Raw genomic sequence first — 19957 nt, forward strand, 5'->3', positions numbered from 1 at the left:
GGAAGTCTCCAGACCACTTAGAAAGCGCTTTCATCGCACCCTCTGAACCCTCCTCCAGATGCCGCTCGCCCCGTCGGACCACGACCTCGTCGCCGCGGAACTCGGTCGCGATCCCACGCCGACCGAGGAACTCCTGTTCGAGAACCTCTGGAGCGAACACTGTGCGTACCGATCCTCGCGACCGCTGCTCTCGGCGTTCGAGAGCGAGCGCGTCGAGCACCGCTCGACCGAACGTCCGAGCGGACGAAGCCCGCGAGGAGAGGTCGTCGTCGGTCCCGGAGACGACGCCGCGGTCGTCGCACTCGACGACTCCACGTACATCACCCTCGGCATCGAGAGCCACAACCACCCCTCCTACGTCGATCCGTTCGACGGCGCGGCCACCGGCGTCGGCGGTATCGTACGAGATACCCTCTCGATGGGCGCGTACCCGATCGCACTGATCGACTCGCTCTACTTCGGCGCGTTCGAGCGCGAACACTCGCGGTACCTGCTGGAGGGCGTCGTCGAGGGGATCAGCCACTACGGCAACTGTATCGGCGTCCCGACGGTGGGCGGATCGACGACGTTCCACCCGGGCCACGAGGGCAACCCGCTGGTGAACGTCGCCTGTGTCGGCCTGCTGGAGGCGGATCGACTGGTCACCGCGGAGGCGCAGACCCCCGGGAACGCGCTCGTGCTCGTGGGCAACGCGACCGGACGCGACGGCCTCGGCGGGGCGTCGTTCGCGAGCGAGGACCTTGCCGAGGACGCCGAGACCGAGGACAGACCGGCGGTGCAGGTCGGCGATCCATACACGGAGAAGCTGCTGATCGAGGCGAACGAAGCCCTGGTGGACGAGGGGCTGGTCGTCTCGGCGCGCGACCTCGGAGCAGCGGGTCTCGGCGGTGCGTCGAGCGAGATGGTCGCGAAGGGCGGGCTCGGTGCGGAGATCCGACTGGAGCGGGTCCACCAGCGCGAGCCGAACATGGCGCCACACGAGATCCTGCTCGCGGAGTCCCAGGAGCGGATGTGTTACGAGGTGCGACTGGAGGACGTGGAGCGGGTTCGTGAGATCGCCGAGCGCTTCGACCTCGGCTGTTCGGTGATCGGGGAGATTACGGACGGAAACTACGTCTGTACGTTCGAGGAGAGCGAGGCGCGAAGCGCCTCGGAGGGTCGAGCGACGGAGCCGCGAGACGGCGACGAGGGGACAGGAGGCCGCGAGACGGTGGTGGACGTCCCCGCCGAGTTCCTCGCCGACGGCGCGCCGATGAACGACCTGGCACACGTCGAACCCGAGCAGCCCGACCGAGACCTCCCGGACGTCGAGATAGGAGCGGCGTTCGAGGTCGTCGTTGGGAGTCCGAACACGGCCTGCAAGCGGTGGGTCTACCGGCAGTACGACCACGAGGTCGGACTCCGGACCGCGGTCGGGCCGGGCGACGACAGTGCGGTGCTCGCGATCCGGGAGGCCGGCGAGGACGGTCTGGGACTCGCGATCTCCGCCGGAGCCGAACCCTACTGGACCGAGGCGGCGCCCTACGAGGGTGCCCGGGCGGTCGCGCTGGAGAACGCGACGAACCTCGCGGCGAAGGGCGCGCGACCGCTCGCTGCGGTCGACTGCCTGAACGGCGGCAACCCGGAGAAGCCGGAGGTGTACGGCGGCTTCCGGGCGATCGTCGACGGCCTCGCAGAGATGTGTGCTATACTACAGACCCCGGTCGTCGGCGGGAACGTCTCGCTCTACAACGACTCGACCGCCGGACCGATCCCGCCGACGCCGACGCTCGCGATGGTCGGCGTGCGCGAGGACTACTCGCCCCCGCCGATGACGTTCGCCGGGGAGGGCGACCTGCTGCTGGTCGGGGATACCGCGCTCTCGGGGGAGACAGCGCCCCGACTCGGCGGCTCCGAACTGCTCGCACGGGCCGGCGGGAGCGACCGGTTCCCCGTCCTCCCCGACCGACCGAACGAGCTGATCGACGCCCTCACGGGGATCGCGAACCTCGAGACGACGCTCGCGACCCACGACGTGAGCCACGGCGGACTGGCGGTCTCGCTCGCGGAGATGGTCACGGGCGACGCCGGTGCGGAGGTCGAGATAGACGGCGGCGTCGCGGAGCTCTGTACGGAGACGCCGGGCAGGCTTCTCGTCGAGACGACCGATCCGGGGACGGTGCGGGAGGCGACCGGCGACGTTTCCGTGGTCGATCTCGGGACGACCACTCCCGACGGAACGCTCTCGATCGAGACCGAAGACGGACGGATCGTCGCGGCCGACGAGGCGATCGCCGAGCTCCGGAACGTCCTCGCTCGCGGGCTCGACTAACTCAGCCGAACTTCTTCACCCGCTGGGCGTCCTCGGCAGCCATCCGGACCGACTCGACGGTGGCGTCGGGCGCACCCGCCGCGACGGCGGCGTTCAGCGCACCCTCCATCACGGGGGCGTCGGCGAGCACCACTTCCTCCTCTAGCTCGGCCTCTTCGATCGCGATCTCGGCGTTCATCACGGCGCTCCCGAGATCGACGAGCACCACGACGCCGTTCCCGTCGGCGGCGTCTGCGATCGCCCGGCTGATCGGCTCGGGCGATGTTCCGATTCTCCCATCGTCAGTCCCGCCGACGGCCTCGATCCGGGCGTCGCCGCCCATCTCCGTCGCCACTTCCCGTATCCCCTCCGCTGCCTTCTCGCTGTGCGAGACGATAACGATCCCGACCATCAGTCCTCGACCTCCACCGCCTCCGCCTCGTCTCCGCCCTCGTCGTCCTCCGCCGGCTTCCCCTCGGCCTCGGCGTCGAACTCGACCTCGCCGTCGAGGTGCTCGGTCGCGACCGAGCGCAGCGTCTCCAGCAGGATCAGCGTACTCGTCGCGCCGGGGTCCTGGTGGCCGACCGAGCGCCAGCCGAGGTACGACGCCCGCCCCCGGCTCGCCCGGATCGGGACGGTGAACGCGACGCCCCGCTCGGCGGCGTCGACCGACTTCCCGAGCGCCTCGAGCGGTGCTAACCCGTCGATCTCGATCGACTTCTTGTACGTGTGGACCGCGGGAACCAGCGCGTCGACCATCGTCTTGTCGCCCACGGAGGCCTTTCCTCGCTCCCGAACCTTCTCCAGGTAGGCCTCCGCGAACGCGACGGTCGTCTCGGTGGTGATCCCCCCCTCTAGTTCGCCGCTCGCGGCGACGATCGACCCGCCGTAGAGCGGGCCCGCCGCCCCACCGACCTCCGATAAGAGTGCCATCCCCACGGCTTTCGCGACCGCCGCAGGGTCGTCGTCCGCGTCCTCGATCCGGTCGACCGCCGCCCGGAACCCGCGGCTCATGTTCGCGCCGTGGTCCGCGTCGCCGATCGCCGAGTCGAGGTCGGTCAGATACCCTTTCTCGGCCTCAACCCGATCCGCACACGCTCGGACCGCCTCGCGGACCGCCTCGGCCTGCGTCGCCTCGTCCATGGCCTCCCTTCGAACCCGGAGGGCTTATACGGACTGCTGTACGTCATTTCCGGAGCAACCGCGACCGTCCTGCGGTTTCATCGGTAAATCGTCACGGCAGACCGTATTAGTCCCCACCGACGACCGTCATCGCCGGGGTGTCGACCGGGTACGCGAGCAGTTGCTTCAGCTCCTCGCTGAGCTCCAGAACCGTGATCGAACAGCCACACATGTCCAGCGAGGTCATGTAGTCGCCGACCCAGGCGTCCCAGGTCCCGATCCCCTGCTCGCCGAGGAGTCCCTGGAGCCGCCGGTTCACCACGTAGAGCTCCATCAGCGGGGTTCCGCCCATCCCGTTGACGATCGTCGCGACCTCCGCACCCTCTTCCAGTTCGAGGTCGTCGAGGACGTGGCTCGCGAGCTCCTCGGTCACCTCGTCCGCGCTCATCACCCCGGTTCGCTCGACGCCCGGCTCGCCGTGGATGCCGATGCCGAGTTCGATCTCCTCGTCTCCCAGCTCGAACGTCGGCTCGCCCTTCTCGGGCGTCGTACAGGAGGTGAGCGCCATCCCCATCGTCCCGGCGCGGTCGTTCACCTCCTCCGCGATCGCCTTCACGTCCGCGAGGTCGTCGCCGCGGTGGGCCGCCGCGCCGGCGGCCTTGTGGACGAAGATCGTCCCGCAGACGCCGCGCCGACCGGAGGTGTAGAGCGAGTCCTCGACCGCGACGTCGTCGTCCACTACCACCGAATCGACCTCGACGTCCCCCTCCAGCTCCGCGAGCTCCATCGCCGTCTCGAAGTTCATCACGTCGCCCTCGTAGTTCTTCACCACACAGAGCACGCCGCTCCCGCCGTCACAGGCGCTCACCAACTCGCCCAGCTCGTCGGCGGTCGGGGAAGTGAACACCTCGCCCGCCGCCGCCCCGTCGAGCATCCCCTCGCCGACGTAGCCCGCGTGCGTCGGCTCGTGACCGCTGCCCCCACCCGAGACGATCCCCACTTTTCCCGAGACCGGCCCGTCCGAGCGAACGAGCACCTCCGTCCCCTCCAGTCGCCCGAGTCCCGAATGCGCCGCCACCATCCCGTCGAGCATCTCGCTCACGACCGCCCCCGGCTCGTTGATCAGTTTCTTCATGGCTCTCCTCGGGTGTGAACTCCGCACACACCGGGTTAAGCGTTACTCGCACCGGGCGGGGTGACAGTAACCGATTCAGAGGCCGACGATCGTCCCGACCTCCTCGGCGATCGCCCGCTCGAAGAGGTGTTCGGCAGCCGCCGCGTCGAGGATCGCCGACCCGACGCTCTCGACGAGGACGATCTCCCCCACCTCGCGGCTCCACTCCGCGGAGAGCACGTCCGAGAGCGGGATGAGCTCCTCCACACGGAGCCCCGTCTCCCTGATGTCGCCCGTCTCTACGACCTCCTCCGGCACGTCCGCGATCACGGCCGCCGCCCGGTCGACGGTCTCCGAATCGATCTCGCGCATCTCCGCGGAGAACGCGCCGACGGCGATCACGACCGTTCCGGCCGAGAGCGCCGCACCCGGGAACACGGGTTCGGTCGCCGTGGTCGCCGTGACGACGACGTCCGCCTCGCTCACCGCGTCCGCGGGCGAGTCGACGGCCGTCACGTGAGCGTCTAGTTCCCCGTCCAGATCGACAGCACACTCGTTCTTCGAGTCGCTCGGGGAGTAGATCCGAATCGAACGCACCGTCGAACCGGCGGCGATCGCTCGGCTCTGCCAGCGCGCCTGCACGCCCGCGCCGATCACCCCGAGGTCGATCGGTCCCTCGCAGAGCGCGCGCGCCGCTACCCCGCCGATACAGCCCGTCCGAGCGTTCGTCACCAGCGTCCCTGCCGTGTACGCCACCGGCTGGCCCGTCTCGGCGTCGGTGAGCGCGATCTGTGCGTTCACGGTGGGGAGTCCACGCTCGGCGTTTCCGGGGTGGACGCTCGCGAGCTTCGTCGCGTAGTGGTCTCTCCCGTGGATGTACGCCGGCATCGTCAGCCCCGTTCCGAGCGGCCCCTCCCCCCGGAGTCCCTTCCCGACCGGGAAGTGAGGTCTGTCGGGTCTGACGGTCTCGCCCCGGCCGTCGGCGAGAAAGGCCTCCTCGACCACCGAGAGCAGCTCCGGGAGCGAGAGCAGGTCGTCGATCTCCTCCTCCGAGAGGACGCGAACGTCGGTCATGAACTCCGTTCTCCGTCCGGTGTCTTAGAGGGTGGTGACCGCTTCGCGAGCGGTTATTAGCGTCCGACCACGAACGGGGGGTATGGACGTCGCGATCGTCGGCGGGGGGATCGTCGGGCTGGCGAGCGCGTACGAACTCGCCCGGCACGACTGTGCGGTCACCGTCTTCGAGAAGGGATCGCTCGGTATGGGATCCACCGCCCGGGCAGCCGGCGGCATCCGGAAACAGTTCTCGACGAGGGTGAACGTGGAGCTCTCGCTCGCGAGCATCCCCACGTGGGACTCCTTCGAGGAACGTTTCGGCGTGGACATCGCCTTCCGCCGCCACGGCTACCTCTTTCTCGCACGCGAGGGAGCCACCGAGGAGACGCTCCGCGAGAACGTCTCGATGCAGAACGATCTCGGAGTACCCTCGGAGCTCCTCTCGCCCGAGGAGGCACGCGGACACTGTCCTGGCCTTCGTGCCGACCGGTTCCGAGCCTGCTCGTACTGCGCGAGCGACGGTATCGCCGACCCGAACCTGGCGGTACAGGGCTACGCACAGGCTGTCCGCGAGGCGGGCGTCGAGGTCCGGACGAAGACGGCCGTCACCGAACTCCTGACGGAGGACGGGCGCGTGACGGGACTCGTCGCCGACGGCGAGCACGTCGACGCGGATCGGGTCGTCCTGGCCGCTGGCGCGTGGTCCCGGAAACTCGCTCGGTCCGTGGATCTCGACCTCCCGATCGCACCGAGACGTCGCTCCATCGCCGTCGTCGATCCCGAGTCTCCAGTCCCCGAAACGGACCCGCTCACGGCGGATCTCGACACGGGGGCGTACTTCCTGCCCGAACGAGAGGGTATCGCGTTCGTCGGCGGACAGATCGGCGAGGACCCGGACGTCGACCCCGATAGCTACGGCGAAGGGATCGAGATGCTGTGGGCAGCGGAGGCCGTCGAGCGCGCGGGCGATCTCGCGACCTACTTCGGCCCCGATTCCCGGATCCGACGGGGCTGGTCCGGGCTCTACGCCGTCACGCCAGACAGCTATCCGGTGATCGAGGAGAGCCTGCCCGGACTGATCACCGCCGCCGGTTTTTCCGGGCACGGCTTCATGCACGCGCCCGCGACGGGGACGATCGTTTCAGAACTCGTGACCGAGAGAGAGGCCGCCACCGTGGACATCGCGCCGCTTTCGAGCGACCGGTTCGAGGAGGACGTCCGAGCCGAACGGAACGTGGTGTGACCCGAACCACCGATCAGCGTCCTTGTAGATACGCCTCGATCCGATCCGCTGCCTCGCGAAGGCTCGCCATTCCCGTCGCGTACGATACCCTGAGATGGCCGGCGCCGCCCTCGCCGAAGACCGATCCCGGGACCACCGCGACCCCCTGTTCCTCCAACAACCCCTCGGCGAACGCGTCGTCGTCGCCGGGCACCTCGGGAAAGAGGTAAAAGGCCCCTTTCGCCTCGAAACAGGACAGCCCCATCTCGGAGAAGCGCGCGAGCATGTAGTGACGCCGGCGGTCGAACGCGCCGACCATCTCCCGCACGTCGTCCCCGCAGTCCCGGAGCGCCGCCAGCGCGGCGTACTGGGCGGTCGTCGGCGCCGAGAGCATCGCGTACTGGTGGACCCGGTTCATCGCGGCGATTCCACTCGGTGGTCCGAGCGCGTAGCCGAGCCTGAGCCCCGTCATCGCGTACGCCTTCGAGAAGCCGTTGAAGACGATCGTCCGCTCGCGCATGCCCTCGCAGGCCGCGATCGAGGCGTGTTCGCCCTCGTAGGTCAGGTCGGCGTAGATCTCGTCCGAGAGTACCAGCAGGTCGTGCTCGCGGGCGAACCGGGCGACCTCCTCGATCTCACCCCGGTCCATCACCGCCCCGGTGGGGTTGTTCGGGTAACAGAGCATCAGCACCGACGCCTCCCCCGCGCCCGCCCGCTCCAGTGCGTCGTAGGTGAGGGTGAAGGCCTCCTCCTCGCGCGTCGGCACGGGGAGCACCTCGCCCCCGGCGAAGACCACCCCGGGCTCGTAGGAGATGTACGCCGGCTGGGCGACGGCCACTAGATCACCGGGATCGACGAACGCGCGGAGCGCGACGTCGACCGCCTCGCTCACGCCCGTCGTCACCAGCACCTCCTCGCTCGGATCGTAGGAGAAGCCGTAGCGGGTGACGTGGTCGGCGATCTCATCCCGGAGCTCTCTCAGACCCCGGTTCGCGGTGTAGGAGGTCCTCCCGGCCTCGAGACTCGCGATGGCCGCCTCGCGGGCGGCCCACGGCGCGGCGAAGTCGGGCTCGCCCACGCCGAGCGAGATCACGTCCTCTCGCTCCTCGGCGAGTTCGAAGAACCTGCGGATGCCCGACGGTCCGACCCGCTCGACGCGTTCGGCCCGTCTCATGGCGAAACCGAGAGCCGGTCGTCGTCGTGGCCGTCGCGGAGCTCGATCCCTCGCTCCTTGTACGTGTCCATCACGAAGTGGGTGACAGTCTGGGTGACCTCGGGGACGGGTGCGACCTTCTCCGAGACGAACCGCGAGATCTCACGGACGGTGTCGGCTTCGACCTGCATCAGGAAGTCGAAGTCGCCGCTGACGAGCCGGAGGTCCGTGACCTGCGGGAACCGCGCGATCCGCATCGCGATCTCCTCGTACCCCGTCTCGCGGTCGAGCGTGACGTTGAGTTCGACCGCCGCCTGCGCGCGCTCTTGGTCCGTCCGCTCCCAGTCCACGATCGCCTGGTAGCCCCGCACGATCCCCTCGTCCTCGAGCGTGGCGATCCCGTCTTCTACCTCTTCCTGGCTCATTCCGAGCTGTCGGGCGAGGTTTTCGCTCTCCGTCCGGGCGTTCTCGCGGAGGGCTTCGAGTAGCTTGCGGCTCGCGTCCATACTCCCCCCTCCGCGGTGAGCGAGTTAAGTGTTGGAGAACCTCCAGCCACGTCGACGAACGGGAGGTCGAGGGTGACGCCGGTGGCATCCTCGCCCGTCAGGGAGAGGTACCCCTCGACGAACTCCGTACCGATCCGTCCGGGCGCGACGGCGTTCGCCGAATCCCTTCACCAGCTGGTTCGAGCGCCGCCGCTCGGACTCGCTACCCGTGACGAACACGACGCTATCGTCGTAGTCGTACCGTGGACGTGTCGTACCCGCTGGACGACGGGCCGGGAGAAGAACCCTCGCGTCGTCCGAACCCTGTGGAGTGCCTCGTTCGGATACACGTCGGCCCGGCGACGTGTGTTCGTTCCCATAGCTAATAAAACCCGTTCAAACACGCTCGAAGTTTACGCATACGGCGATCGAAAACGCGGAGCTACGCAGGAGCACGGTGTCTCCGCACGTGTCACTCGTTCACAGTCTAAAATACGTCTTCTGGCCCGCCCTACACCTCGCCGTACCCGTGTGAGACGACCTCGTTCGCCTCGATGTACTCCCAGTCGTACTCGACCCCGAGTCCGGGGCCATCGGGCACCGGGACCGTTCCGTTCGAGCTGATCGCGTCGAGCTGATCGGAGTACTCACCCTCGTAGACCGGCGGCTGCGTGTTCGCACAGTCCGGGTGGACGAGCGCGAGTTCGTAGTAGTTGGCGTTGCGCGTCGCGGCGATGCAGTGACGCTGGGCGGGGCCGGGCGCGTGGAACTCGACGTCGAGGCCCAACCCCTCCGCGACCCGCGTGCGTTTCATCGCGCCGGTGATGCCGCCGTCGTACTCGGGGTCCGCCCGGGCGAAGTCGGTCGCGCCGTTCGCGAGGAAGTCGGTGTACGGCTCGAGCCCCCTGACGTGCTCGGTCAGGAGAAGCGGCGTGTCGAGCAGCTCTCGTAGTTTCCCGTGGGAATGCTGGCTGATCCCTCCATCCCTGTACGGGTCCTCGTACCAGAAGAAGCCCGCCTCGTCACACGTTCTGCCGACCGCGAGGGCGTCGGCGAACGTCTCGTACTCGCAGGCCGGATCGTACATCAGGTCCATCTCGCTCCCGACGCGCTCTCCCACCGCCGTCACCGTCTCGACCTCTCGATCGATATCGCGGGCCTCGTCACTGCCTCCCCAGCCGTGGATCTTGAACCCCGGGTAGCCCATCCCCAGACACTCCTCGGCGAAGTCGGCGAACGCCTCCGGCGAGTCGAGGCCGCCGTTGTCGTCGGCGTGATACGTCGACGCGTAGGTCGGGAGTTCGGTTCGGTAGGTGCCGAGCAGTTCGTGGATCGGCGCGTCGTAGTGTTTCCCCGCGATATCCCAGAGAGCGATGTCGAGCGGTCCGATCCCCATTCGGTCGTACTTCCTGAGCGCGCGCTTGATCTCGCTCCAGTGGCGCTCGCGCTCGAACGGGTCCCTTCCAACGAGATACTTCGCGTACTTCCTGACCTGGTCGGGTGCCGTGGAGGTCGCGAGGACGTACTCTCCCGTAACATCGAGGTCGGTGTGGACGCGGATCGCGAGCTGTGAGGTCTCGAGGGTGTGTCCGGGCTCGTAGACGAGGTTGAAGCCGAGGTCGTCGGTGCCGACGTCCTCCAGTTCGTAGGCGAACTCGGTCAGTTCGATGCCGGTGATCGTCGGTGCCATACCGACCCCGCGAGCGCCCGGGTAATAAATTCCGGTCCGGAGCGGCCGAACCGTTTTGCATCCACCGTCCGTAGGGTCGCCCATGGCACTCGTCGACTCCGAGACCGAACTGGACCACGGCGACGTCGCCCCGGACTTCGAGCTTCCGGGGGTCGACGGCGAGACGCACAGTGTAGCGTCGTTCTCGGACAACGAAGCGTTGCTCGTGGTGTTCACCTGCAACCACTGTCCGTACGCGAAGGCGAAGTTCGAGACGCTGAACGACCTGGCCGCCGAGTACGACGAGGTGGCGGTCGTCGGGATCAACCCCAACAGTACGGAGATCAAACCCGAGGACTCCTTCGAGCGGATGGTCGAGCTAGTCGAGGACGGCACGATCGCCTACGACGCCTACCTCAGGGACGAGTCCCAGGAGGTCGCGGCGGCCTACGGCGCGGAGTGCACGCCCGATCCGTTCCTGTTCGCGAGAGAGGACCGGGAGTTCCGGCTGGTGTATCACGGCAGGCTCGACGACGCGATGAACCCCGAGGACGAGCCGACCGAACACACGATTCACGAGGCGATCGAGAGCGCGCTCGCGGGCGAGGCGGTCGACGTCGAGGAGGTACCCTCGCGGGGCTGTTCGATCAAGTGGGACGAGGAGTAGCGGGCTCGCGGTCGCCCGATCGTTAAACGGGTAGATCGCTTCTACTCGATCGACCGAACGCTCCGACGGTCGTCTCGATACCCGGGTCCGTCCCGGGCAGCGACCGACACGGCCAACACTTACAACGCCCGACGGCGAGGTGAGGGTATGGTTCAGGTCGAACTCTCGGAGGAGACGATCGAACGGCTCGACACGCTCAGGGAGGAAGAGGAGTCCTACGACGAACTCGTGACCGAGCTGATCAACATCTACGAGGCGAGCGAGCGGACGCTCTTTCACTCCGGCGGCTGATCGGTCTCCTCGGCCGCCATCTCGCAGATCCGCACCCAGCGCCCGCCCTCTTCGAGTCGTGTCTGGAGCGCCGCCGCGTAGTCGTCGAGGAGGGTTTCCGCCTCCGCGAGGCGATCCGCGTCGACATCCCCGTCGCTCCCGCCGAGGCCGAGCGCGCCCTTGATCGACGAGAGCAGTCCACCGCCGCCGCTGCCGTCGTCACCCTCGATCGCCCCGCCGGCGGCCATCTGCTTCTCGATCCGATCGAGTTCGGGCATGATCTGTGGCACCTTGCTCGCGTCGGCCGAGAGCTCTGCTTTCGCCGGCAGCTCCGGCTCCTCGATCTCGAACTCGGCGGCGGTCATGATCAGCCCCCACTGCTGGGAGGAGAACCCCGAGTTCTGCACCCGTTCGGCGAACTCTCGGTCGGTCGCCATCCGCTCGCCGACGATCCGGTCCATCCACTGCGGTCTGCTCATAGCTCCCGTTCGGCGCTCGGAGAAAAAAGCCGTTCCCGTCCTAGAACGCGTTGCCCTCGAACGACGTCTCGGCGTGCAGACTCTCCTTGAGCGCGTCGTGGACCTTACAGAGCTCGAACGCCCGCTCGATGACCTTCTCCCCCGTCTCGTCGTCGATGTCCCCCTCGACACGGATGTCGAAGCGGATGGAGTCGAGTTTGTCGTCGTCGTTGAGCTCGCCCATCGACCCGATCTCGATCCGACCGAGGTCGTCGGCGTCGCGCTGTCGAGCCCCGACGCGCAGCGCCGGGACGTAGCAGGAGGCGTAGGCGGCGAGCAGGCTCTCGAGCGTGTCGGCTCCCTCCTCACCGTTCGGGTCGATCGTCGTCTCGAAGTCGCGGATCTCGTTCGTCGAGCTGAACCCTTCCTCGGAGACGGTGGTTACCTGTTTCGACATGGCGTCCGGTCAGAGGACCGCCGTCGGTGTAAACGTTGTTCTCTCGGCCGGTTCGGTCGAGTGACGAACAGCTCCGAAAGGACGGACGCGCTCGATCGATCCGGGGGCGTGCGCCGATCGCCTCACGCCTCGAGATCGACCGACTCGTCGCCCGCGAGGACGTGGACCTCGCAGTCGGCCCCGCTCGCCGCGACCTCGTTCTCGAACGCTTCCGTACTGATCTCGATCGGCGGGAACGTGTCGTAGTGCATCGGGAAGACGTGATCGACGCCGAGCCAGTCCGCCGCGATCGCCGCCTGCCACGGCCCCATCGTGAAGTGGTCACCGACCGGCAGCGCCGCGGCGTCGGGTTCCAGGTACGGGCCGATCACCTCGCGCATCTCGGTCATCAGCCCGGTGTCGCCGGCGTGGTAGAAGCTGGTCGAGTCCTCGTCGGCGACCTGCGTCGGCTTCGTGTCGCTGATCACGTAGCCAGCGGGCATCCCCGCGCTTGCGTCGTACTCGGTCATGATGCCGTTCGTGTGATCGGCGCGGTGCATCGTCACGTAGGCGTCGCCGCACTCGACCGTGCCGCCGATGTTCATCCCCATCCCGCCGACGGCCTCCTCGAAGCCGAACTCCTCCTCGCAGTAAGAGACGAGTTCGGGCGTCGCGACCAGCGTCGCCTCGGAGAACTCCCCCGCGTGGGCGATGTGGTCGGCGTGGCCGTGGGTGAGCAGCACGTAGTCCGGGGTGTCTATCTCTCCGGGTTCGAGGTCGGTCTTCGGGTTGTCGAAGAACGGGTCGATCAGCAGGTCGGTCCCGCCGACCGAGACGTGCCACGTCGAGTGGCCGTGCCAAGTGAGCTCCATGGTCGTCTCCCGGTTCGGGGGAGAACGAGTTAAAACCAGGCGGGACGACGAACCCTGTCGGTGTCTCAACGCTCTTTCCCGTCCCGCGGGAGGCTGGGGTATGCACTACGCGAGGTTCCGCGATCCGGCGGGAGCGGTGAGACGGGGGGAAGTACCGAGAGGGCGAGGTCCACTTCGGCGGCGATCGCTACGACGAGAGCGAGGTTCGGTTTCTCCCACCGTGTGAACCTACGAAGATCGTCTGTGTCGGCCGAAACTACGCCGCCCACGCGGCCGAACTCGACAACGAGGTACCCGACCGGCCGTTGCTCTTTCTGAAGGGGCCGAACACGCTCGCCGCCCACGGCGATACGATCACGCTCCCCGCGGGGAAAGAGCGTGTCGACCACGAGGCCGAACTCGCGGTCGTGATCGGCGAGCAGTGCAGAAACGTCCCCGCCGATGAGGCCGAGGACGTGATCGCGGGCTACACCTGCCTGAACGACGTCTCGAACCGCGACGACCAGCGCGAGGAGCAGAACTGGATCCGCGGGAAGGCGTTCGACGGGGCGGCACCGATCGGGCCGGTGCTCGCGACGCCCGACGAACTACCGGAAGACGCCGCGATCAGCCTCCGGGTGAACGGCGACGTTCGCCAGGAGTCGACGATCGACCTGATGTACTTCTCGGTACCCGAACTCATCGAGGAGATCACGACGTACGTGACGCTTGAGGCCGGCGACGTGATCGCGACGGGGACGCCCGAGGGCGTGACCCACTCTCGGACGGCGACCGAGTCGAGGTCGAGATCGAGGGTGTGGGCGTGCTCGAACACGGCGTTCGCGAGTGAGCCGCGGCGGTCCACTCGACGATGCACGACCGCGGTAGCTACTTGTAACAGCGTTCACATCGTCCGGTGTCCATGACGCGTACCACCGACGACGGCCGGCGGACCGTGCTGAAGATCGCCGGAGCGACGGCGGGAGCGATCGCCGGACTCGCGGGGTTCGGACAGGTCTCCGGCGACGAGCACGAGGAAGACGACACGGAACACGGGGACGACGAAGGTGAGCCAGAGGGCGACGAGGAAGCGGGATCCGACCCGGAAGGGGCCGGGATCGAGCGCGGAGCCGGACTGGTGACCGTCGATGGCGGCGAGACGGTCGCGGGAACGGTCGAACGGATCGAGGCGGCGATCGAGGACGGGCCACCCCAGCTGGTCGCGACGATCGACCACGCGGCGAACGCGGAGACGGTGGGCGAGGAGCTTCGGGAGACGACGCTGATCCTCTCCGGTGCGCCCGAACTCGGGACGCCGGTGATGCAGGAGAGCCAGACCGCGGGGATCGATCTGCCCCAGAAGCTGCTCGTCTGGTGTGACGAGCACGGGGAGGTACGGGTCACGTACAACGACCCGCTGGAGGTCCTCGTCGCCCGCCACGAGGTGCCGGAGATCGAGGCGATGAACGAGGCGCTCGCGGGGTTCGCCGCCGCGGGCGCGGGCGAGTAGCGCGCGATCGGAGCGTGGTCCGGGAAACGGGCGAGCACCCCGGCGGTACCTACTCGTCGGTGCGCGTCGAGGGTGTAGTATGACCCAGGTCGTACTCGTCGACGGAGCCAGGACGCCACACGGAACGCTGCTCGGCTCGCTCACGGACGTCTCCGCGATCGAACTCGGCCGGACGGCGCTCGACGGCCTTCTGGAGCGAACCGACCTCGGCCCCCACCGGATCGACTGGGTCGGGCTGGGCAACGCGATCCAGGCCGGCATCGGGCAGGTGCCAGCGAGACAGGTCGTCGTCGAATCGGGCCTGCCGAACGAAGTGCCGGTGACGACCATCAACGAGGCCTCGGGCTCGGGGCTGCGCGCGATCGCGCTCGCCGCCGATCGGATCGCCGCCGGTCGGGCCGAGTTCGCCGTCGCCGGCGGGTTCGAGTCGATGACGAACGCGCCCTGGATCCTGCCCGGCTACCGGACCGGACGACGCCACGGTCACGTCACGGCAGAGGACTCGATGATCCTCGACGCGCTCTGGGACGTGAACCTCGACGTCCACATGGGCGAGATCACCGAACGGCTGGTCGATCGCGAGGGAGGGGAGTACGACCTTTCCAGGGAGCGTCAGGACCGCTACGCGCTCGAGAGCCACCGACGGGCTGCCGAGGCGATCGACGACGGGCTCTACGACGAGGAGTGCGTCCCGGTCGAAGTGGGCGGAGAGACGGTCGACCGGGACGAGGGCGCTCGCCCGGAGTCGACGATGGAGGACCTCGCGGCGCTCTCGCCGGCGTTCCGCGAGGAGGGGACGATCACGCCGGCGAACGCGTCGAAGCTCTCGGATGGCGCCGGCGTGGTCCTACTCGCCGAGAGTGAGGCGGCCGAGGAGGTCGGCCTGGAACCGATGGCCCACCTCGTCGACTACGCGACCGCCTACCGGGAGCCCGACGAGTTCAACGAGGCCGTCGGCGACGTCATCGAGACGCTGCTCGCCGCGAACGACCTCTCCGTCGAGGACGTAGACGCGTTCTGGGTGAACGAGGCGTTCGCGGCGCAGTCGGTCTACGCGATGGAACGGCTCGGGATCCCGCGCGAGCGGATGAACCCCCGGGGTGGTGCGGTCGCCTACGGTCACCCGATTGGCGCGTCCGGGGGGATGCTCGCCGCGTCGCTCGCCCACCAGCTCCGACAGGAGGACCTGGAGTACGGCGTGATGGGGATGAGCGTCGGCGGTGGCGGGGCGATCATGTCGCTCTGGCGGCGGTAGCCCTACCCGAACCCGACCACCCTGTCGAACCACCTCTCTCGATCCGCGCGTTCGACGTCGAAGCCCTTCCGCTCGAACGCCTCCGTGGCCGCCCGCCGTTTCCTCTCGGGGTTCCAGTAGGGGAGATCGATCTCGTGAGTCACGCGTTCGGGGCCGTCCTTGTACCCGATCTCGATCGTCCGGTCGTCGACCCAAGTCACCGACTCGACCTCGCTGCAACGGATCTCCGAGGGGTCGACGAACCGCCGTTTCGCCCAGGCACCGCCCTGCAGGAGAACCCCGGCGACAACGAGCAGCGAGAACGCGGTCAGCCAGAACCCCTCCGATAGCGAGGAGACCAGACTCCAGAGCGTCGATCCCATCCCGAAGAGAAAGAGCAGAACCATCATCGGCTTTCCGAGCACTTCGAGGTCGAACTCCCCGAGGCCGACGCGCACCCGGGAAAGCGTCGCCTTCGGGCCCTCCTCCACCCGGATCACCCCGTCTTCGATGACGCACTCGCCGTGGCGCGTCTCGAAGCGCTGGGGTTCGTAGCTGGGTGACCGGCTCCGGGCCATCGCTCGTTCGAGAGTTATCTACCACCCGACTTAACTGTTGTCAGAATCCGAGCAACAGATCGGGTATCCCCACGGAACGATCGGGGCGGGTGAGCGACGACTCCGCTCTCGGATCCGGCGTTCGTCCGCGGTCCGCTTCCGAGGCGAGAGTCCGAGCACGCGGTGGGCCCCTACGACGGGTTCCGGTGGTCGCTCGCCGGGTCACCGAGCAGGTGGACCGCCATCCGCCCGGCGACGTAGCCGAACGCGGCGATCAGGTGCGCGAGCAACACGAGCAGACCCAGACCGACCAGCGAGGCGAGCGCGCCCTCGGGGAGCGTCCCGATCGTCCAGACGACCGGCTCGCCGTTCACCTCGCCGAACTCGACCGTGTGGGGGAGCCTGGCGACCGCCGTGGCCATCGAGAGCGCGCTGCTGAGCGCGAGCCCGAGCAGGCCAACCCAGAGCTTCATCGAGACGAACGCGAGCGCCCGCCAGGTGAAGCCGTCGTCGAGGTAGCTCCGGAGCGTTCTGATAAGGCCGTCGCCTCCCTCGGGTGACACCGGGCGTTCCATCTCGACGCCGAGCAGCGACTCCGCGAGCACGTACTCGAACCGACCGGCGAGCCGGCACGCGAGCACCGTCGCGAGCATGATTCCGAGCCCGACGACGAGGATCGAGAATGCCAGCCCGATGACGAGCCCGAACCCGAGCGCCATCGAGTAGACGAAACCGATCGGGAGCGCGAGCAGGAGGTAGAGCAGGGCGAGGTAGGTCCGTCGCCGGAGCAGCGGGCCGACGACGCTCGCTACGATCCCCGTCGATGCGCCAGTTCGGTGGCTCTGACCGGTCATCGCTCGGGAGCAGTCACCGCTCCGTACTTATACTGTCGGCTGTAAGTCGTTCAAGATTATCGCGCCCCCGTGGTGCCGAGAATCTTCACACAGTTACAGCCGACAGTATTAGGCTTCCGTCCGTGTTCAGGCCGGGAAAGTCGGCTCGCAGAGCGCGTCGATCGGGCGGGGAAGCCCGACCGGACGCGTATGTGCACGCTTAAGGGCGCACCTTCCGTCCGAACCGACATGCACCCACGGGACCTGTCCTCGCACTCGGCGTACGTCGCCGGGCGCGGGATCGAGGAGGTGGCCCGGGAACTCGGCCTCGATCCCGACTCGCTCGTGAAGCTCTCCTCGAACGAGAACCCGCTCGGCCCGAGCCCGAAGGCGGTCGAGGCGATCCGCACACACGCCGACCGCGTCCACACCTACCCGAAGAGTTCGGCGGTCGACCTGAGAGAGGAGATCGCCGATCGCTGGAGCGTCGCCCCCGAGCAGATCTGGCTCGCCAACGGCGGCGACGGCGCGCTCGACTACCTCGCCCGTGCGCTACTCGATCCGGGTGACCGCGTGCTTGTTTCGGAACCCGGCTTCGCCTACTACGCGATGAGCGCCCGGTTTCACCACGGCACAGTCGCGAGCTACCCGATCTCGAAGGCCGACGACTTCGCACAGACCGCCGACGCAGTGCTCGAGGGCTACGACGGCGAACGGATCGTCCACCTCACGAGCCCGCACAACCCGAGCGGCTCGACGATCTCCCTCCCCGAGATCGAGGCACTCGCCGACGGAACTGGGGAAGAAACGCTGGTGCTCGTCGACGAGGCCTACGGCGAGTTCAGTGTGAGAGAGAGCGCCGTCTCGCTGCTCGGGGATCGCGACGACGTCGCCGTCCTTCGTACCTTCTCGAAGGCCTACGGGCTCGCTGGGCTCCGGCTGGGCTACGCCGTCGTTCCAGGTGCCTGGGCCGACGCCTACGCGAAAGTGAACACGCCGTTCGCCGCGAGCGCGCTCGCCTGCCGGGCGGGTCTCGCCGCGCTCGACGATCGGGAGCACGTCGAGCGCTCGGTCGAGATCGCGACCGAGAGCCGGGAGTACATGTACGAGGGCCTCGACGCGCCGACCTGGGAGAGCGAGGGGAACTTCGTGCTCTGTGAGGTCGGCGACGCGAGCGCGATCGCCGACGAGCTCCAGCGCCGGGGGATCATCGTCCGGGACTGTACGAGCTTCGGGCTGCCCGCCTGCATCAGGATCACCTGCGGGACCGAAGAGGAGACCGAGCGCGCGGTCGAGGCCGTGAACGACGTGCTCGCGGAGGTCCCCGCGTGAGAGTCGCCGTCACCGGCACTCCGGGGACGGGGAAGACGACGGCGGTCTCGTTCGTGGAGACCGACCTCGAGGTGGTCCACGCGAACGACGTGATCCGCGAGGAAGGTCTCTACACCGAGGTCGACGAGGGGAGAGGGAGCCTCGTGGCGGACCTCGACGCGCTCTCCGACTGGCTCGACGAGCGCGAGGTCGAGGGATCGCTCGTGGAGTCACACCTCTCTCACCACCTCGATCCCGGTACCGTAATCGTGCTCCGGTGTCGGCCGGACCTCCTGGAGAGCCGACTCAGAGAGCGCGGGGGGTCCGCTGGGAAAGCGAGCGAGAACGCGGAGGCGGAGGCGCTCGACCTGGTGCTCTCGGAGGCGGTGAGCGGGGTCGGGATCGAGAACGTCTACGAGATCGACACGACCGAGAGCGCCCCCGAGTCGGTCGCTCGGGAGGTAGAACGGGTGCTCGCGGGCGAGCGCGAGCCGAGCGCCGGCGAGGTCGACTACGGGGCGTTCGTATGACGCTCGATCAGTTCCGACCGCACCTCGAGCGGGCGCTCGACCCGTTCGTCGGCGTGGCGGATCGCATCGGCCTCGGCCCGGACGACGTGAGCGTCATCGCGTTCGCGCTGGCGTGTTTCGCCGCCATCGCGTTCTACCTCGCGGGCGGGAACCCGACGTGGTACCTCGTGGGGGCGCTGTTGGTCCTCGGCAACGGCTGGCTCGACGTGCTCGACGGGGCACTCGCGCGCCGACAGGGGATCGCGTCCACCGCGGGCGACCTCCTCGACCACGTGCTCGACCGCTACGCCGACATCGTGATCGTCGCGGGCCTCGCCGCCGGTCTCGGGGCGTACGGCCTCGGGCTGGCGGCGGTGACGGGCGTGCTCATGACCTCGTACCTCGGGACGCAGGCGCAGGCGGTCGGCCTCGACCGGGTCTACGGCGGTCTGTTAGGACGAGCGGACCGACTCGCGCTCGTCGGGGCGGTGACCGCGCTCGCGACGTTCTTCCCAGGGAGCCTCGGCCCGCTCACGCTCGTCGGCTGGCTGCTCGTGCTGTTCGCGGTCGTCGGCCACCTGACCGCGCTCCAGCGATTTTACTACGCGCTCCTGGCGCTCCGCTGACCGGCAGACGTTTTATACGGGCAGCGCGTCTACCTCGGATATGGTCCAATGCGAGATGTGCGGCGCGGACACGCAGTCTCCGACGACCGTGAAGATCGAGGGCGCAGAGCTCGACGTCTGTAGCGAGTGTACGGACTTCGGGACGGAGGTGCGTCAGGCGTCCTCGAGTTCGGCGACGTCGAAGTACTCGACGTCGTCGGAGTCGGGGACCGCGTCTGGGTCGTCGTCCTCATCGACCGGGAGCGGCCAGGCGGGGGGCTCCACGCGCCGACGGCGCGACATGTTCGACGAGATGGAGGAGCTCGCGGCGGACTACGACCAGCGGATCAGGGAGGCGCGCGAGTCGCGCTCGCTCAGCCAGGAAGAGCTCGCGAAACAGCTCAACGAGAAGGCGAGCCTGATCCGCAAACTCGAACGCGGTGACATGCTCCCGAGCGACGAGGTCCAGCGGAAACTCGAACGCTCGCTCGAGATCTCGCTCGTCGAGGGCGGCTCGAGCGAGGAGACCGAGTGGGAGGGCGGCTCCTCCACCGGGAGCTACACGCTGGGCGACGTCGTCACCCGAAAGGACTGATACGGACTCG

22 protein-coding genes and 1 pseudogene are annotated in these 19957 nt (G+C 68.1%); 11 read left to right on the forward strand and 12 right to left on the reverse strand.

The features are described 5' to 3' along the window. Positions 1-58 precede the first annotated feature (58 nt). Positions 59-2311, forward strand: coding sequence for a phosphoribosylformylglycinamidine synthase subunit PurL (gene purL / locus V2L32_RS10660; protein ID WP_331236474.1), 2253 nt, complete (start codon positions 59-61; stop codon positions 2309-2311). Between the two features lies 1 nt (position 2312). Here purL and dhaM read toward each other — a convergent pair whose 3' ends face one another. The 4 genes from dhaM to V2L32_RS10680 form a co-directional block, all read right to left on the reverse strand. Then, positions 2313-2702, reverse strand: a complete 390-nt coding sequence (dhaM, locus tag V2L32_RS10665; RefSeq protein WP_331236475.1) for a dihydroxyacetone kinase phosphoryl donor subunit DhaM — start codon at positions 2700-2702, stop codon at positions 2313-2315. After that, the gene (gene dhaL, locus V2L32_RS10670; RefSeq protein WP_331236476.1) at positions 2702-3433 is read right to left on the reverse strand and encodes a dihydroxyacetone kinase subunit DhaL; all 732 of its coding nucleotides are present in this window, start codon (positions 3431-3433) and stop codon (positions 2702-2704) included. Before dhaL ends, dhaM begins: the two co-directional genes overlap by 1 nt. A 106-nt stretch (positions 3434-3539) precedes the next feature. Continuing rightward, on the reverse strand, positions 3540-4547 hold the full coding sequence (gene dhaK / locus V2L32_RS10675; RefSeq protein WP_331236477.1) for a dihydroxyacetone kinase subunit DhaK: 1008 nt from the start codon (positions 4545-4547) through the stop codon (positions 3540-3542). A 75-nt stretch (positions 4548-4622) separates the two neighbouring features. Continuing rightward, positions 4623-5600: an ornithine cyclodeaminase family protein gene (locus V2L32_RS10680; RefSeq protein WP_331236478.1), complete on the reverse strand. Its 978-nt coding sequence runs from the start codon at positions 5598-5600 to the stop codon at positions 4623-4625. An 82-nt stretch (positions 5601-5682) separates the two neighbouring features. Here V2L32_RS10680 and V2L32_RS10685 point away from each other — a divergent pair, with 82 nt between their 5' ends. After that, positions 5683-6825 (forward strand): NAD(P)/FAD-dependent oxidoreductase, encoded by a 1143-nt coding sequence (locus V2L32_RS10685; RefSeq protein WP_331236479.1) that lies wholly within the window; start codon positions 5683-5685, stop codon positions 6823-6825. Positions 6826-6838: 13 nt separating this feature from the next. Here the strand turns inward: V2L32_RS10685 and V2L32_RS10690 are convergent, their stop codons facing one another. The 3 genes from V2L32_RS10690 to V2L32_RS10700 all read right to left on the reverse strand — a co-directional run bounded on the left by V2L32_RS10690 (position 6839) and on the right by V2L32_RS10700 (position 10132). Next, entirely contained in the window at positions 6839-7978 is a 1140-nt protein-coding gene (locus V2L32_RS10690; RefSeq protein ID WP_331236480.1) for a pyridoxal phosphate-dependent aminotransferase, read from the reverse strand. After that, complete coding sequence (locus tag V2L32_RS10695) at positions 7975-8463, reverse strand: Lrp/AsnC family transcriptional regulator (protein ID WP_331236481.1); 489 nt, start codon at positions 8461-8463, stop codon at positions 7975-7977. Before V2L32_RS10695 ends, V2L32_RS10690 begins: the two co-directional genes overlap by 4 nt. Positions 8464-8953: 490 nt before the next feature. Continuing rightward, positions 8954-10132, reverse strand: coding sequence for an enolase C-terminal domain-like protein (locus tag V2L32_RS10700; protein ID WP_331236482.1), 1179 nt, complete (start codon positions 10130-10132; stop codon positions 8954-8956). An 82-nt stretch (positions 10133-10214) separates the two neighbouring features. On the opposite strand from V2L32_RS10700, the gene V2L32_RS10705 reads away from it, so the two are divergent. Further along, the gene (locus V2L32_RS10705; protein WP_331236483.1) at positions 10215-10778 is read left to right on the forward strand and encodes a thioredoxin family protein; all 564 of its coding nucleotides are present in this window, start codon (positions 10215-10217) and stop codon (positions 10776-10778) included. A gap of 147 nt (positions 10779-10925) precedes the next feature. Continuing rightward, the gene (locus V2L32_RS10710) at positions 10926-11069 is read left to right on the forward strand and encodes a DUF7557 family protein (RefSeq protein WP_331236484.1); all 144 of its coding nucleotides are present in this window, start codon (positions 10926-10928) and stop codon (positions 11067-11069) included. Here the strand turns inward: V2L32_RS10710 and V2L32_RS10715 are convergent. The 3 genes from V2L32_RS10715 to V2L32_RS10725 form a co-directional block, all read right to left on the reverse strand. Next, positions 11054-11527 (reverse strand): DUF5799 family protein, encoded by a 474-nt coding sequence (locus tag V2L32_RS10715; RefSeq protein WP_331236485.1) that lies wholly within the window; start codon positions 11525-11527, stop codon positions 11054-11056. The genes V2L32_RS10710 and V2L32_RS10715 overlap by 16 nt on opposite strands. 40 nt (positions 11528-11567) lie before the next feature. Then, a complete protein-coding gene (locus V2L32_RS10720) occupies positions 11568-11963 on the reverse strand; it encodes an OsmC family protein (RefSeq protein WP_331236486.1) in 396 nt (131 codons plus the stop codon). Positions 11964-12085: 122 nt separating this feature from the next. Then, a complete protein-coding gene (locus V2L32_RS10725; protein ID WP_331236487.1) occupies positions 12086-12814 on the reverse strand; it encodes a metal-dependent hydrolase in 729 nt (242 codons plus the stop codon). Between the two features lie 100 nt (positions 12815-12914). Between V2L32_RS10725 and V2L32_RS10730 the strand changes: the two are divergent. From V2L32_RS10730 to V2L32_RS10740, 3 genes and pseudogenes are all read left to right on the forward strand, one after another. Then, a pseudogene (locus V2L32_RS10730) lies at positions 12915-13643 on the forward strand (fumarylacetoacetate hydrolase family protein). A 72-nt stretch (positions 13644-13715) separates the two neighbouring features. Beyond that, the gene (locus V2L32_RS10735) at positions 13716-14303 is read left to right on the forward strand and encodes a DUF302 domain-containing protein (RefSeq protein WP_331236488.1); all 588 of its coding nucleotides are present in this window, start codon (positions 13716-13718) and stop codon (positions 14301-14303) included. 79 nt (positions 14304-14382) lie between these two features. Next, entirely contained in the window at positions 14383-15558 is a 1176-nt protein-coding gene (locus tag V2L32_RS10740) for a thiolase family protein (protein WP_331236489.1), read from the forward strand. Positions 15559-15560: 2 nt separating this feature from the next. Here V2L32_RS10740 and V2L32_RS10745 read toward each other — a convergent pair whose 3' ends face one another. Both V2L32_RS10745 and V2L32_RS10750 read right to left on the reverse strand, forming a co-directional pair. Beyond that, positions 15561-16115: a hypothetical protein gene (locus V2L32_RS10745; protein ID WP_331236490.1), complete on the reverse strand. Its 555-nt coding sequence runs from the start codon at positions 16113-16115 to the stop codon at positions 15561-15563. A gap of 170 nt (positions 16116-16285) precedes the next feature. Next, on the reverse strand, positions 16286-16948 hold the full coding sequence (locus tag V2L32_RS10750; protein ID WP_331236491.1) for a sensor domain-containing protein: 663 nt from the start codon (positions 16946-16948) through the stop codon (positions 16286-16288). Positions 16949-17176: 228 nt separating this feature from the next. Here V2L32_RS10750 and hisC point away from each other — a divergent pair, with 228 nt between their 5' ends. The 4 genes from hisC to V2L32_RS10770 are packed head-to-tail and all read left to right on the forward strand — an operon-like array spanning position 17177 to position 19947. After that, the gene (gene hisC / locus V2L32_RS10755) at positions 17177-18259 is read left to right on the forward strand and encodes a histidinol-phosphate transaminase (RefSeq protein WP_331236492.1); all 1083 of its coding nucleotides are present in this window, start codon (positions 17177-17179) and stop codon (positions 18257-18259) included. Then, positions 18256-18768 carry an adenylate kinase family protein gene (locus V2L32_RS10760; RefSeq protein WP_331236493.1) on the forward strand — a complete coding sequence of 171 codons (513 nt, stop codon included), beginning with the start codon at positions 18256-18258 and terminating at the stop codon, positions 18766-18768. Before hisC ends, V2L32_RS10760 begins: the two co-directional genes overlap by 4 nt. Then, complete coding sequence (locus V2L32_RS10765) at positions 18765-19373, forward strand: CDP-alcohol phosphatidyltransferase family protein (protein ID WP_331236494.1); 609 nt, start codon at positions 18765-18767, stop codon at positions 19371-19373. The genes V2L32_RS10760 and V2L32_RS10765 overlap by 4 nt, the downstream gene beginning before the upstream one ends. A gap of 40 nt (positions 19374-19413) precedes the next feature. Continuing rightward, entirely contained in the window at positions 19414-19947 is a 534-nt protein-coding gene (locus V2L32_RS10770; RefSeq protein ID WP_331236495.1) for a multiprotein bridging factor aMBF1, read from the forward strand. The last annotated feature ends 10 nt before the right edge of the window (positions 19948-19957 follow it).

Source organism: Halalkalicoccus sp. CGA53 (assembly GCF_036429475.1).
Lineage (GTDB): Archaea > Halobacteriota > Halobacteria > Halobacteriales > Halalkalicoccaceae > Natronorarus > Natronorarus salvus.